At 67.3% G+C, this 14,216-nt stretch carries 15 protein-coding genes; 14 read left to right on the forward strand and 1 reads right to left on the reverse strand.

The features are described from left to right. The first annotated feature begins 21 nt into the window (after positions 1-21). From MRQ36_RS27060 to MRQ36_RS27075, 4 genes are read left to right on the forward strand one after another with little or no spacing between them, the layout of a single operon-like run. Positions 22-828, forward strand: coding sequence for a cupin-like domain-containing protein (locus MRQ36_RS27060; protein ID WP_242801415.1), 807 nt, complete (start codon positions 22-24; stop codon positions 826-828). Next, positions 828-2,081: an aminotransferase class I/II-fold pyridoxal phosphate-dependent enzyme gene (locus MRQ36_RS27065; RefSeq protein WP_242799556.1), complete on the forward strand. Its 1,254-nt coding sequence runs from the start codon at positions 828-830 to the stop codon at positions 2,079-2,081. The genes MRQ36_RS27060 and MRQ36_RS27065 overlap by 1 nt, the downstream gene beginning before the upstream one ends. After that, positions 2,078-2,938, forward strand: a complete 861-nt coding sequence (locus MRQ36_RS27070; RefSeq protein WP_242799557.1) for a CoA ester lyase — start codon at positions 2,078-2,080, stop codon at positions 2,936-2,938. Before MRQ36_RS27065 ends, MRQ36_RS27070 begins: the two co-directional genes overlap by 4 nt. Continuing rightward, complete coding sequence (locus tag MRQ36_RS27075; RefSeq protein ID WP_242799559.1) at positions 2,935-3,891, forward strand: ornithine cyclodeaminase family protein; 957 nt, start codon at positions 2,935-2,937, stop codon at positions 3,889-3,891. The genes MRQ36_RS27070 and MRQ36_RS27075 overlap by 4 nt, the downstream gene beginning before the upstream one ends. A gap of 3 nt (positions 3,892-3,894) precedes the next feature. Here the strand turns inward: MRQ36_RS27075 and MRQ36_RS27080 are convergent, their stop codons facing one another. Further along, entirely contained in the window at positions 3,895-4,386 is a 492-nt protein-coding gene (locus MRQ36_RS27080) for a MaoC family dehydratase (protein WP_242799560.1), read from the reverse strand. Positions 4,387-4,468: 82 nt separating this feature from the next. Between MRQ36_RS27080 and MRQ36_RS27085 the strand changes: the two genes are divergently transcribed. From MRQ36_RS27085 to MRQ36_RS27130, 10 genes are all read left to right on the forward strand, one after another. Then, the gene (locus MRQ36_RS27085) at positions 4,469-5,818 is read left to right on the forward strand and encodes a hypothetical protein (RefSeq protein ID WP_242799561.1); all 1,350 of its coding nucleotides are present in this window, start codon (positions 4,469-4,471) and stop codon (positions 5,816-5,818) included. 1,082 nt (positions 5,819-6,900) lie between these two features. Further along, positions 6,901-7,482 (forward strand): TerD family protein, encoded by a 582-nt coding sequence (locus MRQ36_RS27090; protein WP_242799563.1) that lies wholly within the window; start codon positions 6,901-6,903, stop codon positions 7,480-7,482. Positions 7,483-7,689: 207 nt separating this feature from the next. Next, positions 7,690-8,268: a TerD family protein gene (locus MRQ36_RS27095; RefSeq protein WP_242799564.1), complete on the forward strand. Its 579-nt coding sequence runs from the start codon at positions 7,690-7,692 to the stop codon at positions 8,266-8,268. 159 nt (positions 8,269-8,427) lie between these two features. Next, complete coding sequence (locus MRQ36_RS27100; protein ID WP_242799566.1) at positions 8,428-9,573, forward strand: DUF475 domain-containing protein; 1,146 nt, start codon at positions 8,428-8,430, stop codon at positions 9,571-9,573. A gap of 76 nt (positions 9,574-9,649) precedes the next feature. After that, complete coding sequence (locus tag MRQ36_RS27105) at positions 9,650-10,342, forward strand: hypothetical protein (RefSeq protein ID WP_242799567.1); 693 nt, start codon at positions 9,650-9,652, stop codon at positions 10,340-10,342. A gap of 69 nt (positions 10,343-10,411) precedes the next feature. Next, complete coding sequence (locus MRQ36_RS27110; RefSeq protein ID WP_242799568.1) at positions 10,412-10,987, forward strand: TerD family protein; 576 nt, start codon at positions 10,412-10,414, stop codon at positions 10,985-10,987. 65 nt (positions 10,988-11,052) lie between these two features. Beyond that, the gene (locus tag MRQ36_RS27115) at positions 11,053-12,288 is read left to right on the forward strand and encodes a toxic anion resistance protein (protein ID WP_242799570.1); all 1,236 of its coding nucleotides are present in this window, start codon (positions 11,053-11,055) and stop codon (positions 12,286-12,288) included. 179 nt (positions 12,289-12,467) lie between these two features. Further along, positions 12,468-12,803: a hypothetical protein gene (locus MRQ36_RS27120; protein ID WP_242799571.1), complete on the forward strand. Its 336-nt coding sequence runs from the start codon at positions 12,468-12,470 to the stop codon at positions 12,801-12,803. An 8-nt stretch (positions 12,804-12,811) separates the two neighbouring features. Further along, entirely contained in the window at positions 12,812-13,366 is a 555-nt protein-coding gene (locus tag MRQ36_RS27125; RefSeq protein ID WP_242799572.1) for a TerD family protein, read from the forward strand. A gap of 302 nt (positions 13,367-13,668) precedes the next feature. Then, positions 13,669-14,208 carry a hypothetical protein gene (locus MRQ36_RS27130; RefSeq protein ID WP_242799574.1) on the forward strand — a complete coding sequence of 180 codons (540 nt, stop codon included), beginning with the start codon at positions 13,669-13,671 and terminating at the stop codon, positions 14,206-14,208. Positions 14,209-14,216 lie beyond the last annotated feature (8 nt).

Below are 14,216 nucleotides of genomic sequence, written 5' to 3' on the forward strand. Positions count from 1 at the left end.
GCCGGCGTGCCGGTTGCCCGCATGACGTTCGACGAGTTCATGGCCGTCGGTCCCGGCGGCCTGTTCAAGGCCGACGTGCCCGTGGTGATCTCGTTGCCGAGCACCGTGCAGGGCCTCGGCCGGGACGGCGTCGCGGAGCGGCTGGCCGACATGACGGTCACCCTGTTCAGCGAGCCGGGCGACAAGAACCACCCGGGCCGCTGGGAGACCCGGGACATCCGACTGCGCGAGTTCTTCGCCGACGAGCGGCACCTGAACACGCCGGGCACCTGGCACCGGGTCGTGTCGAACATCCGCAACAGCCCGGCCGACGTGAACGCCGTGATCGGCTTCGACGCGGAGAAGTTCTTCGGCTACGGCAGCACCCTGTACGCGGCCAACCTGTGGATCAGCCACCGGGGCGTGTTCACCAAGAACCACTTCGACGAGTTCGAGAACTTCAACATCGCCCTGGAGGGGCGCAAGCGGTTCATCATCGCCCCGCCCGGCTCCCGGGACTACTACCCCCGGTCGGTGTGGCAGGGCTTCGGCGACAAGTCGCAGGTCTTCGACCTCGACAACGTCGACCTGGACCGTTTCCCCCGGGTGGGACCGAAGCTCGCCCAGCGCCGCGACTTCGTCCTCGAACCCGGTCACATGCTCTACCTGCCGCTGGGCTGGTGGCACCAGGCCGAGTCGCTGGACGACATGAACATCAACGTCAACTTCTGGCTGAAGTCGAAGAAGATCCTCCGCCGGCCGCACGTGCTCGGCGTCGCCCTCTACACGTACGCCTACCGGCGGGTGAAGGGCGTCTACAGCTACCAGCCCACCGAGGTGAACTCCTGATGAGCGAGCGCAAGACCATCACCCCGACGCACCGCTACCGCAACAACGACAAGCTCATCGGCATCGGGAACACCTTCTGGAACATGTCGGAGGAACACGGGGTCGCCGGCATCGTCGGTGACCTCGCCGACGGCGTGCTGACCACGCCCGAGGGGCACCAGTTCGTCAACTTCACCGTCTGCTCCTACCTGGACCTGGACACCCACCCGAAGGTCATCGACGGGGCGGTGGACGCGCTGCGCCGCTTCGGGGTGCTCGACCACTGCATCCCGCGTACCCGGGTGCAGACGCCGGTGCTGCTGGAGCTGGAGGAGTCGCTGGGCGAGCTGTTCGGCGCGATGGTGATCAGCGCGATCTCCACGGCGGCGGCCAGCACCGGCCTGTTGCCGATCATCGCCTCGGGTCACCTCGGCAACGGCACCCGGCCGCTGATGGTGTTCGACAAGAACGCCCACGTGTCGCTGGCCAACGCCAAGCCGAGCTGCGCCGACGAGTCCGAGGTCGTCACCTGCCGCCACCACGACCTCGACTACCTCGAGGACATGTGCCGCACCTACGAGCGGGTCTGCTACGTCGTCGACGGCTCCGACAGCCTCGGCGGGTACGCCCCCGTCAAGGAGTTGGCCGAGCTCCAGGACCGCTACAACATGCTGGTCTTCTACGACGACTCGCACTCGCTGTCCGCCTACGGCGAGCGGGGCATCGGGTACGTCCGCTCCCACTCGCCGGTGCTGGACGAGCGGACCATCACCGTCGCCACCCTCAGCAAGGGCTTCGGGGCCGGCGGCACCGCCATCCTGCTCGACGGCTACCCCCTCGCCACCCGGCGGCTCATCGAACGCTTCGCCGGCCCGCTCGGCTACTCGCAGAAAATGAACGCCGCCGCCGTGGGTGCGGCGCTCGCCTCGGCGGAGATCCACCGCACCGACGAACTCGTCCAGCTCCAGGGACGGCTGCGGTCCAACATCGCGCTCTTCGACTCGCTGCTGGCGACCGAGGCGTCCGGCAGCACGTACCCGATCCGGGTCGTGCCGATGACCGACGAGACGGTGGTCGAGGCGGCGCAGCGGGTCTTCGCGGCCGGGTTCTACACCTCGCCGGTGTTCTTCCCGATCGTCGCCCGAGGCACCGCCGGGCTGCGCGTCATGCTGCGGGCCGGGCAGACGGAGGAGCAGATCCGCCGGCTCTGCGCGGTGCTCGTCGAGGCGGGCGCGCGGCCGGCCGCCGCGCTGCCCGAGCCGGTCGCGCCGTGACCGGGGTACGCGCGATCCCGCGCAGCATCCTCTACACGCCCGCGCTGTCGCTGGACCGGGTCGTCAAGGCCTGGTCGTACGACGCCGACGTGCACCTGATCGACCTGGAGGACTCGGTGCCGCCGGCGGAGAAGCCTGCGGCCCGCGAGGTGTGCCGGGACGCGCTGGAGAAGGCGCCCCGACCGGCGAACGTCGCGGTCCGCATCAACGAGCTGGGCAGCGTCGCCGCCGTGCACGACCTGCTGCTGCTCACCGAGTGTCCGGCGCGGCCCGGCATCGTGATGATGACGATGGTGACCTCCGCCGACGAGGTCGAGCTGCTGCGCCGCATCCTCGCCTCGGCGGGAGCGCAGCCGGAGATCTACGTGACGGTGGAGACCGTCGAGGCGATCGTCGGCATCGACGCGATCGCCCGAGCGGCCGACGGCCTGGTGCTCGGCTCCGCCGACCTGGCCGCCACCCTCGGCGTCGAGATCACCTGGGAGGCGATGCTCGCCGCCCGGCAGGCGATGGCCCTGGCCTGCGCCCGCTACGGCACCGCCTGCATCGACACCGCCAACTTCCGGCTCGCCGAACCGGCGGTGCTGACCGAGGAGACCGCCCGGGTGCGGGCGCTCGGCTTCCACGGGAAGGCGACGGTGCACCCGGGCGAACTCGACGTGATCAACCGGGCGTTGCGTCCGCACCCCGACGACCTGCGGCTGGCCCGCCGGATCACCGACGCCGTACGGGCCGCCGACGGCGGGATCGCGGTGCTGGACGGCAACATGGTCGGCCCGCCGTTCGCCCGGATGGCCCGCGACACGGTGGCCCGCGAGGACGCCTGGGCCGCCCGGTTCAGCGGCGGTGGCCGGTGACCGGGCCGGCGATGGTCACCGCCGTCGACATGGCCGGTACGCGGCGCATGGTGCGGGTCATCGACACCCTCGGTGAGATGTTCGTGGACCTCGCCGCCGGCCGGACCCGCTCCCCGGCGCGCACCGTCATCGAGCACGGCGACGAACGGGTGTTGCTGGTCAGCCCCGCCGTCTGGGAGCGGCGCGGGGTGGGCAGCGTGAAGATCACCACGCTCACCCCCGACAACCCGGGACGCGGCCTGCCGCTGATCCACGGGATCGTCGCGCTGACCGACCTGGAGACCGGGCAGATCACCGCCCTGCTGGACGGCGCGGAACTCACCGCCGTCCGGACCGGCGCGGTCGCTGCCGTGGCGACCCGCCGGTGCACCGCCGACGACGCCGAGGACCTCGCCGTGATCGGCGCCGGAGTGCAGGCCCGTGCCCTGGTCCGCGCCATGGCCGCGGTCCGCCCGATCCGCACCGTACGGATCTTCTCCCGCACCCGGGCACGGGCCGAGCGGTTCGCCGACTGGATCGACGACACCCACCCGGCGCGGGCGACCGTCTGCGACAGCGTCAAGACCGCCGTCGCCGACGCGGCGATCATCTGCACGGCCACCTCCACCAGCGACAACCGGCCCCTGATCGAGGCGGACTGGGTGGCGCGGGGCGCGCACGTCAACGCGATCGGCGGCACCCACCCGGACGCCATCGAGCTGGACCCCGCCCTCCTGGCGGACGCCCTGGCCGTGGTGGAGGACCGGACCGCCGCGCTGGACGGGGCGGGGGAGATCCGGGCCGCCCTGGCCGCCGGCGTGCTCACCGTCGACGACCTGCACGAGCTGGGCACGCTGCTGACCGGCGAGGTCCGGGCCGACGGGCGGACCACGGTGCTGCGGACGGTCGGCATGTCGATCGAGGACACCGCCGCCGCGCTGGCCCTGCACGAGGCGGCGGTGGCCGTGACGTAGCGGTCAGGCGTCCCCGCGGCAGCGGACCATGAAGGAGCGTTCGAAGACGATGACCGTCTCGCCGGTGGACTTCTCGCCCGTGGTCTCCACGGTGATGATGCCCTGCCCGGGCCGCGACCGGCTCAGCCGCTTGTCGAGGATCCGGCTGGTGGCGTAGAGGGTGTCCCCGACGAAGACCGGCTCGCGCAGGCGGACCTTGTCCCAGCCGAGGTTCGCCACCGCGCGCGCCGACAACGCCTGCACGGTCATGCCGCCCACCAGGCACAGCGTGATCCCGCTGTTGACCAGCACCCGGCCGTACTCGCTGCCCTGGCCGTAGTGCTCGTCGAAGTGCAGCGGGTGCTGGTTCATGGTGAGCAGGGTCAGCCAGGTGTTGTCCGTCTCGGAGATGGTGCGACCCGGCCAGTGCCGGATCACCATCCCGGGCTCGAAGTCCTCGTAGTCCCCGCCGTGCTCCTCGCGGTACTCGTTGCCCTGGACGTGCCGCAGCGCCATCGACCCACTCCCATCCCCGCGTGGAATCGGTCCACGCCTATCCGATGCTAGCTTTGTGATCCACTTCGTGAGGAGCGCCAGAATGGCCACCCCCGACCGCACCGGACCGCACCCGTGGTTCGGGTCGCACCGGCTGACGCCGGCCGCACCGGCCGAGACGATCCGCCGGATGCTGCGCCACGAACTGCGGGACACCGGCTGGCCGTACCAGGAATTCCTCCCCGCGGCGCCGATCACGGTGCCGCGCGCCTCGTACGCCGAGCTGTTCCGCGCGGCCGCGGGGCTGCTGGACCTGGTGCGCCGCACCGCCCTGGAGACCGCGCCCACCACGGACGGGCGGCTCGCGGCCTACCGGATGCCCGACAGCGAGAACCAGCTCTTCCTGGCCGACCCCTACGTCGAGGAACGCTACCCGGACAGCGTGGTACGGCCCGACGTGGTGATCGGGCCGGACGGGCCGCAGTTCCTGGAGTTCAACGTCAGCGGCGCGCTCGGCGGCGTGGTGGAGACGCACTCCCGGCTGGAGGTGTGGCGCCAGCTGCACGCCGACGAGCAGGGCCGCACACCGTTCGCCTCGCCGAGCCCGTTCGCGGTACGCGCCGAGATGTTCCGGTCGCTCGCCGCCGAGCAGGGCGTCGCACCCCGGGTGGCCATCGTCGGCAGCGCCCGGGTCATCGGCCCCGAGCGGCGCTACTTCGAGGTGGAGGCCGACCACTACAACAGCCACGGCCTGACCGCGCGGTTCTTCGAGCCGGAGGAACTGGTCGAGGCGTGGGACTGCCCGCCGCACCTGCGCTATCCGATCGGGCTGCGGAACTTCACCATCCCCGACTGGCTGGAGGTCGGGCTCGACCTCACCCCCGTGCAGGCGGCGCTGGACCGAGGCTGCCTGCTCGTCGGCACCCAGACGTCCACCTTCATGCACAGCAAGCTCACCCTCGGCCTGCTGTCGGAGGGACGGCCCTGGATGAGCACGGCCGAGCGGAATTTCGTCAACCGCTACCTGCCCTGGACGCGGATCCTGACCGACCGCAAGACCCACCGCGACGGCCGGGACGTCGACCTGCTCCCGTACGTCCTGGACAACCGGGACCGGCTGGTGCTCAAGGCCGGGCTGGGGGAGAGCGGCAAGCAGGTCGTCCTCGGCCGGGAGGTCGACCAGACGGTCTGGGAGGCCGCCGTCGCCGAGGCCGTCGCGGACGGCACCAGCATCGTGCAGGACTTCGTGGCGCCGCAGACCTGCCGGGTCGCGCTGCTCGCCGACGGCGCCGACGAACCCCACGAGGCGGACGTCGCCCCGGTGCTCGGGCCGCTGCTGTTCGGTGGCCGCCCGGCCGGCGTGTTCTGCCGGTTCTACGGCGACGGTACGGCCGGGATCGTCAGCGTCCGAGGGGGCAGCAGCAGCTCCGACAACTGCCTCGTCGCGATCTGAGCACAGCCTTCGAGATGAGCTGGCATCGCCGGCATGCCGGAGCGGCCATCCGCACGAGCGTCCGAAGCTGCTGTCCGGTCTTCTGAGTGTCGGTGGGCGGCTGGCGCGACTGCGCGGGCCAGCGGACGGCCCAGAGCCGCCCATCGTGGAGGCCCGGCAATCGGCCGACGGTGCGCAGGGTCTGATGGGTGACATCTTCGTGCCGCTCGGGCCGTTGGCCCTCCACCTGTCGGGGCGGTAAGCGGCCCAAAAGGGTTGGACTCGTGGGTCGGCGCTTGTCCGAGGTCGACAGGCGAGAAGTGCTCCGCAGAACTCGCCCGACATCCCGAGCACTTGATTCCGCCGGGATCGTCCTGTGGCGTGCACCCAGACATGCCGCAAGGCGGCCGTTTCGATCGTTGATGCCGCTTGGTAGGTGTCGGGTTCCCGACACGTCCAACTCGGACTGCGCGGCAGGCGAACTGCCGTCGCAGAACAGGCGCCTGCTTGACGCGAGGCGCTGACCAGGGCAAATGCCGAAAGCAAGTGAATGATTGCCTGAGGCAATATGGGTTCGGCGGGTGATTGACTGCGCAAACAGGCTAGCGCCGATGGCCTGATCGGATGGTCCCCGCAGGTCCCGGCCACGGGACTGGGGGCGGTAGTGTGCGAGAGCCGCTGAGGGGAGGGTGAAATGATGTCTGCGGCCTGGTGTAGATGTTGACCCGACGATGCCGAGCGGGTGACCAGGGCGCTGCCTGTCTCCTTTCTCTCCGGCATGCACGTAAGGCTTGACTCGCTGTTTAGTCTCGGGGGAAGTGCTGTTCGGTCATGCCGCTTTGACGAATCAGTGCTGCCAACGTGCGCGCTGGTTGGTCGGGTTGTATAGGGGCTCCGTAGAGAGGCCCTACGTCAATCGCACCTTGCCTGAAGATGGTTCAATGAGGGGTCAATCTATTGCCTGGTCGGCCATGCATGCTGCGTTGGCTCGGCAAGTGAATAGTTGTTTGTGTGCGGGGGTTAGCATCAGACCGGCTCGTCACTGGTGTGACGAGGTGGAGCGATCCAGGCGGGGCGCCTGGAGAGAAAGTGGGGAAGATTTTATGGGAGTCAGCCTTACCAAGGGTGGAAACATCTCGCTCACCAAGCAGGCCCCCGGGTTGACCGCTGTCACCATCGGCTTGGGCTGGGATGCCCGAACCACGGACGGGCAAGCTTTCGACTTGGACGCGAGCGCTATCGGCTGCGATGTCGGCGGCAGGGCCATTTCCGACAAGCACTTCGTCTTCTTCAACAATCTGGTAAGTCCGGACGGTGCCATCGAGCACACTGGCGACAACCTCACCGGAGAGGGTGCTGGTGACGATGAGCAGATCAAAGTGAGCCTGGCCGGCCTCTCGGTCGACGTGGACAAGATCGTATTCCCCGTGTCGATCTACAACGCTGACGCGAGCGGTCAGACGTTCGGCCAGGTTCGCAATGCCTACATTCGAGTCGTAAACCAGGCGGACAACGCGGAAATCGCACGGTACGACCTGTCTGAGGACGCGTCGACCGAGACCGCGATGGTCTTCGGCGAGTTGTATCGGCACGGTACGGAGTGGAAGTTCCGAGCGGTAGGCCAGGGATACGCCTCGGGCCTGGCCGGCATTGCGCGCGATTTCGGCGTGAACGTCGGCTCCTGACGCTGGGCATTTTCGCCCGAATGAATCAGCGTTCGGTCGGATCACACAGTCAGTAGGCGGTACTTCCTTGGCGACTCAAGAGATGCCTCTCGTCGGGTCGGCCAGCATAGGGCTTTGAAGCCGGCGGTCAGTCCTGACCGCGATGCTCTATAGCTATAAATGTCGGCGGGTCCCGCCGTAGCTAAAGAACAGTTATAGGAGATCTACATGGGCGTCAGTCTCAGCAAGGGTGGAAATGTCTCGCTCACCAAGCAGGCTCCAGGCCTGACGGCGGTGACCGCAGGGCTGGGCTGGGATGCCCGAACGACAAGCGGTGCACCTTTCGACTTGGATGCCAGCGCGCTGATGCTCAACGCCGCCGGCAGGATTATTTCCGATGAACACTTCGTCTTCTTCAACAACCTGGTCAGTCCCGATGGCTCCGTGGAGCACACCGGCGACAACCTGACCGGTGAGGGTGATGGAGACGACGAATCCATCAAGGTCAACCTTGCTGGCATGTCGGCGGAGACCGACAGAGTCGTGATCACCGTCTCGATCTATGACGCTGACAGCCGTGGCCAGTCGTTCGGTCAGGTGCGCAACGCCTATATCCGCATCCTGAACCAGGCCGACGGCGCCGAACTCGCACGCTACGACCTCTCCGAGGATGCGTCGACCGAAACCGCGATGATCTTCGGCGAACTCTACCGCCACGGCGGCGACTGGAAGTTCCGTGCGGTCGGCCAAGGATACGTCTCCGGCCTGGCCGGCATCGCGCGTGACTTCGGTGTCAACGTCGGCTGATCCCCGGTCCGGCGCTTTCCTGCGTGAACCTGCGGACGGTGCGCCGCATCCGGCGACAGCCTGAGCATCGGATGCGGCCCTTCCCCGCGATCCTCTAGTCCGGCAGCTTTCGTCACGTCCTGAAGAACCCGACAGATAAAGACAGATAAAGGAAGCGACGTGTTGTTGAAAACCTTCGGGGGCTCCTTTGCTCTCACCGCCGTGGGTCTCGCCGCAGCCCTGGTCTACGGCGGACCTGCGGCGCTGGCGATCGCGGCCATCCTGGCCGTCCTGGAGGTCTCGCTGTCCTTCGACAACGCTGTCGTGAACGCTACCGTGCTGGAGAGGATGAGCCCCTTCTGGCAAAAGCTCTTCCTGACCCTCGGTATCGCGATCGCCGTTATCGGCATGCGGATGGCCTTCCCGCTTGCCGTCGTCGGGCTCACCGCGCAGCTGTCCCCCGGAGAGGCCATCAACCTTGCGCTGGCCAAGGGCGACCCGCAGGTTCCCGGAACCTACGGGTACCTGCTGCACGAGGCGCACCCCGCGATCGCCGCCTTCGGTGGGGTGTTCCTGCTGATGTTGTTCCTGGACTTCGTCTTCGAAGAGCGTGACATCAGGTGGCTGTCCTGGCTGGAGCGCCCGCTCGCGCGCATCGGCAAGCTCGATCAACTTTCGGTCGTCGTGGCGATGGTGGCGGTCGCGGTGGTGGCCTACGCCTTCGCTCCACCCGGCAAGACGGCCACCGTGTTGGTCTCCGGAATCCTGGGCATGGTGACGTACATCCTGGTTAATGGCCTCGGAGAGCTGTTCGAGTCCGATGAGAACAGCGATGAGGTGCAGAATCTCCCCGGGATTCACGGTGGGCTGGAGCGGATCGAGCAGGCGGCCAACCGCGGCGGCATCGGCCAACTCGCCGCCAAGGTCGGCAAGGCCGCCTTCTTCTCCTTCCTGTACCTGGAACTCCTCGACGCGTCATTCAGCTTCGACGGTGTCATCGGCGCCTTTGCGATCACGTCTGACCCGATCATCATGGCGATTGGCCTGGGCATCGGCGCGCTGTTCGTCCGTTCGCTGACGGTGTTCCTGGTACGGCAGGGAACGCTGAGCGAGTACGTCTACCTCGAGCATGGCGCCCAGTGGGCCATCGGTGCCTTGGCAGTGATGCTCTTGTGCACCATCAAGGTCGAGATCCCCGAGGTCGTCACCGGCCTCATTGGGGTCGGTCTCATCACCGCCGCCTTCCTGTCGTCGATCGTCCACAACCGCCATCGGAGTCGTGCCAGCGGGAAGGGCGCCGAGGCGCGTGAGCTCACCCGGATCTGATCCGTCGGGTGCCTTGGCGAGCGTCATGAATTGACCCTGTTTGCTGCTGGACGGATGGCTGAAGGAGCCAAGAGCCATGGGAATCGACTACACCAAGCGACCGAAGAGCCCATCCGCGCCTGCGATGTCGGGCCAGGGCGCACCGGTGTCGCTGTCGAAGGTGACCCTCACCAAGAACGCTCCGGTGGTATCTCTTACGAAGCAGGGATCCACAAGTGGTGTGCTGAGGATCAACCTCAACTGGAATGCGCGCCCGGGTAGTCGGAGCGGCGGGATCTTCGGGCAGCGGGGTGCCGGGGCGATCGACCTGGACCTCGGCTGTCTGTATGAGTTCACTGACGGCTCGAAGGGCGTTGTCCAGGCACTGGGGAATGCTTTCGATGCGCGGCCGTACAACGTTCGGGAGCGCGTCATCTGGCTCGACGGCGACGACCGGACCGGAAGCAACTCGGCCGGCGAGAACCTGTTCATCGACCTGGCGCATGCGGCGCAGATCCGGCGGGTCCTGGTGTTCGCCTTCATCTACGACGGGGTTCCCAACTGGTCCGCGGCGGACGGTGTGGTGACCCTCTACCCGGCCACCGGTCCGCAGGTCGAGGTGCGCTTGGACGACTCCCGGGACGGTGCCCGGATCTGTGGCATCGCCATGCTCGAATCGAGGAACGGTGAGCTGTCCGTGCATCGCGAAGTCAGATACGTGGACGGCGGCCAGAGCAAGCTCGACCGCGCCTATGGCTGGGGAATGAACTGGAGCCCCGGCCGCAAGTAACGAAGGCGTCCGGAGCGCCGGAGCGCCGCCGATCCCGCCCGACGGCGGAGGAGAGACAAGGACAAGAGGATGACGGTGAGTCTGAGTAAGGGGCAGAAGGTCTCCCTGACGAAGGCCGGCGGAGGCACCCTGACGCGGGTACGCATGGGGCTGGGCTGGGACGCTGCCCCCAAGAAGGGCTTGTTCGGGATGAGGAAGCAGACAATCGACCTTGATGCCTCCTGCCTGCTCTTCAACGCACGAGGCGAGCTGGTCGACCAGGTGTGGTTCCGGCAGCTGAAGAGTCGGGACGGGGCGGTCCAGCACACGGGAGACAACCTGACCGGCGTGGGCGACGGCGACGACGAGTCGATCAAGGTGGATCTGTCACGCCTTTCTCCTGAGGTACAGACTCTGATCTTCACTGTGAACTCCTTCACTGGCCAGGACTTCTCCCAGATCGAGAACGCCTTCTGCCGGCTGATCGACGAGTCAACCGAGCGGGAGGTTGCGCGGTATGACCTGACGGGCTCCGGCCGTCACACGGCCCAGGTCATGGCCAAGGTGGCTCGCGAACAACAGACCTGGTTGATGACTGCCATTGGAGCAGCTGCCTCCGGGCGAACCTTCCGCGACCTGCTTCCGGCTATTGCCGCACATCTGTAGGCATCTGAACACCTCACCGCAACACGTCGATCAACCGCCCCGCTGCATGTGAAGGAGCACCGGCAATGTCCGAACTCGATCTCGGTGCGTCTCCCACCCCCGCCGCCCCCGCGCCGAGCGGCGCCCTGGTCCTCACTCCGCCGGCCCCGGTCGTGATGGTGGAGAAGGAGCAGGCGGTCGGCGCGGTAGGCGTGGATAGCGCCCAGCAGCGGGAGTTGCGTAGCAAGGCGGAGGCGTTCGTCGCAGAATTGACCGCGTTGGACATGCGCTCGCCCGCGTTCGCCGAAAAGGTGATCGCGATCAGCTCGATGGGCGACCGGGAGATGCGCGCATCGGCGAGCGTGTCGAACCGGATGCTGGATCGCCCTTCTGCTGCCCTGAGATCCGGGCGTGGGCGCGGTGGCGAGGACGTGCAGTCGAGGGTGGCCAACACGCTGGCCGAACTGCGGGCGACGGTCACGGACCTGGACCCGGCCCGCGCGGATCTGACCAGCGCGAGAAGGTTCCTCAGACTTCTGCCCGGCGCAGATCGGCTCCAGAGGTACTTCGCCAAGTACCAGTCCGCTCAGAGTCACCTGAACGCCATCATCAAGGCGCTCGAGTCCGGCCAGGACGAGCTGCGTAAGGACAACGCAAGCATCGAGACCGAGAAGAAGAACATGTGGGCGATGATGACCAAGCTCACCGAGTACAACGAACTGGCAACGGCTCTCGATGCAGCTGTGGAGGCCAAGGTCGCTGAGCTGGAGGCGGCCGGCAAGACGGAGGACGCCAACACGCTTCGATCGGATGCCCTTTTCCCGATCCGGCAGCGCCGGCAGGACATCATGACTCAGACCGCCGTGGCGGTACAAGGATACATGGCACTCGATCTTGTTCGAAAGAACAATATCGAGCTCATCAAAGGGGTTGACCGGGCGCAGACCACGACTGTCGCCGCGCTCCGCACCGCAGTCATCGTGGCGCAGGCCCTGGCCCGGCAGAAGCTCGTGCTCGACCAGGTCGCGGCCTTGAACACGGTGACCTCGGACCTCATCGAGGCCACCTCCAGTCAATTGCGGATGCAGGGCGCGCAGATCAGCCAGCAGGCAGCGAGTTCGACTATCGAGCTCGGGAAGCTCCAGGCTGCGTTCGACAACATCTTCCATACGATGGATGCGCTCGACGTATTCCGTAGCCAGGCGACGGAGAGCATGGCTTCGACGGTGAAGGCCCTGGAAGGCCAGATCGAGCGTGCCCGGCCCTACCTGGAGCGGACGCGTCGCGGTGAGAGCGGCACCGTCGGGCAGCTCGGGTCCTGAGGCGTTCGGCTCTGAGAAGTGGAAGCGGAATGGTTGCCTGGTTCCGGCGAGGGCGGGACATCGCCCGCCCATCACCGACAGACCAGCCCGAGGGCAACTCCGCAGTGCTGCGCGAGCGGCTGGCGGAGCTCGTTCGATACATCAACCGGAGCTCTGGCAGGTTGCCCCGGGAATCCGTGGTGACCGCCCGGCTGATCACGGATCTGCTAGGGCAGGTCATCGACGGATTTGAGACCCAGTCGGCTGAGCCGCGCGCCGTCATATCGGTCGAAGCCACCGTTGAGGACTACCTACCCACGACGCTGAAACGGTTCCTGGCGCTTGATCCCAGCCAGCTCGATGTGCCCCGGATGGGGGAACAAACCCCGGCCGAGTCCCTTCAGGACCAGCTCGAATCGCTGCTCGACTCTGCCGCAGAGCTACTCGGCGCCGCGCGGGCCCAGGATGTGGACGCCCTCATCACTCAGGGCAACTTTCTGCGTACGAAGTTCTCCCGATCGGACTTGGAACTTTGATGTCGGTTATGAAGCGCGGTGCCAACGTCGCCCTGACCCGAGAGGTGCCCGGACTGGCCGGGATCGTCGTCGGAGTCTTCTGGGACGCGGCCTCCGAGGCCGTCCTCGCGCAGAACCTGGTGACAGCCACCATTCTCTGTGACTCTGCCAACCGGGCCCTGTCCGACGAGCATTTCGTGTACTTCAACCAATTGAGCTGCCCCGACATGTCTGTGCGGCAGTTGGAGGAGGTGCTCGGCGCGGACGACGAGCAGATCGAGGTAGATCTCGACCGGGTCCCTGCAGAGATCAGCCGGATCGTGGTAGCGCTCTACATCAATGCGGGGCCGGCACGCCGGCGGACGCTCGGTCAGCTGAAGAAATGTGGGATCCGGGTGATGAACCTGGCCGACAACCGTGAGCTGGTCCGATCGGAGAACCTCGCACGGTGGCTGACCGACGAGACCGCGGTCGCGCTGGGCGAGGTTTACCGTCGGGACACCGAGTGGAAGTTCAAGGTCATCGGTGAGGGCTATGCCAATGGCATCACCGGTCTTGCCGCCGACTACGCGGTGAACCTGTGAGCATGCCGGATCCACGGGATGCGCCTATCCGGCATGATCTGCCGTTTCTCCGGCGTCGGACCAGGCCGAAAGCCAGCCCGCTAGCCGCAGGGGCGGTCAGGAAGCTGCAGGCCGACCCGTTGGCCCAAAGGAGTGGCTTGCCGGTCCTGCAAGACCCCGTCGCCGTGCCGGCGCGACCGGCGTCGGTCGCGGCGTCGCTCGATCTGTCCCCCGCAGCACCCCAGCTGCCCGCGCCGGCCCGACAACAGGCTCCCCTGCAAAGGTGGAGGCACCTCGTCGGCCGGACACGACCCGGTACGACAGTGCTCACTTCCTCGGCGCCGGCGTTGGCCCTGACCCGGCTCCAGTCCGGCATCGGCACCCTCATCATGCAGGCGCGATGCGCCGACGACGTGGGCGATCTGCGGCTCGGCTGCGCGTACGAGCTGCGCTCGGGTGAGACATCAGCGGTGCAGCGGGGCGACGGTACGGCCCTGGCCCCGCGTGGGTCCGCGCATCCGGTGATCGTTGCCCGCAGCGGCCGGTACGACCAGATAAGCGTCGACCTGCGGCAGTGCGGCGAGGTCGAGCGGCTGATCGTCTACGGGTACTCCGAGCAGGGCGTGGTGCTGAGCTGGGGTGGTGCACTCGTCGTCACCACGGCCGGCGGCGCTCGAATTGAGGTGCCGCTCGGCGGAGCTCCGTCCTGCGGGGTACGCGTGATCCTTTCGCTATACAACGTCCGCGGAGAGTTCGTCCTCCGCTCGGAGATGGAGACGGTCGACGGGTCGGTGCGCGACGCGTGTCTCGCCTACGGCTTCGACCGGATCACCTGGCTGGACGGACGTACCCCACTGTCGTGAGAGCTGTC

The sequence above is a fragment of the Micromonospora sp. R77 genome (assembly GCF_022747945.1).
GTDB lineage: Bacteria > Actinomycetota > Actinomycetes > Mycobacteriales > Micromonosporaceae > Micromonospora.

Excerpts from the sequence above, each read along its gene's own strand:
- MRQ36_RS27060 (WP_242801415.1), top strand. The coding sequence starts at position 22 with ATGACGTTCGACGAGTTCATGGCCGTCGGTCCCGGCGGCCTGTTCAAG.
- MRQ36_RS27065 (WP_242799556.1), top strand. The coding sequence starts at position 828 with ATGAGCGAGCGCAAGACCATCACCCCGACGCACCGCTACCGCAACAAC.
- MRQ36_RS27080 (WP_242799560.1), bottom strand. The coding sequence starts at position 4,386 with ATGGCGCTGCGGCACGTCCAGGGCAACGAGTACCGCGAGGAGCACGGC.
- MRQ36_RS27085 (WP_242799561.1), top strand. The coding sequence starts at position 4,469 with ATGGCCACCCCCGACCGCACCGGACCGCACCCGTGGTTCGGGTCGCAC.
- MRQ36_RS27090 (WP_242799563.1), top strand. The coding sequence starts at position 6,901 with ATGGGAGTCAGCCTTACCAAGGGTGGAAACATCTCGCTCACCAAGCAG.
- MRQ36_RS27095 (WP_242799564.1), top strand. The coding sequence starts at position 7,690 with ATGGGCGTCAGTCTCAGCAAGGGTGGAAATGTCTCGCTCACCAAGCAG.
- MRQ36_RS27105 (WP_242799567.1), top strand. The coding sequence starts at position 9,650 with ATGGGAATCGACTACACCAAGCGACCGAAGAGCCCATCCGCGCCTGCG.
- MRQ36_RS27110 (WP_242799568.1), top strand. The coding sequence starts at position 10,412 with ATGACGGTGAGTCTGAGTAAGGGGCAGAAGGTCTCCCTGACGAAGGCC.
- MRQ36_RS27115 (WP_242799570.1), top strand. The coding sequence starts at position 11,053 with ATGTCCGAACTCGATCTCGGTGCGTCTCCCACCCCCGCCGCCCCCGCG.
- MRQ36_RS27125 (WP_242799572.1), top strand. The coding sequence starts at position 12,812 with ATGAAGCGCGGTGCCAACGTCGCCCTGACCCGAGAGGTGCCCGGACTG.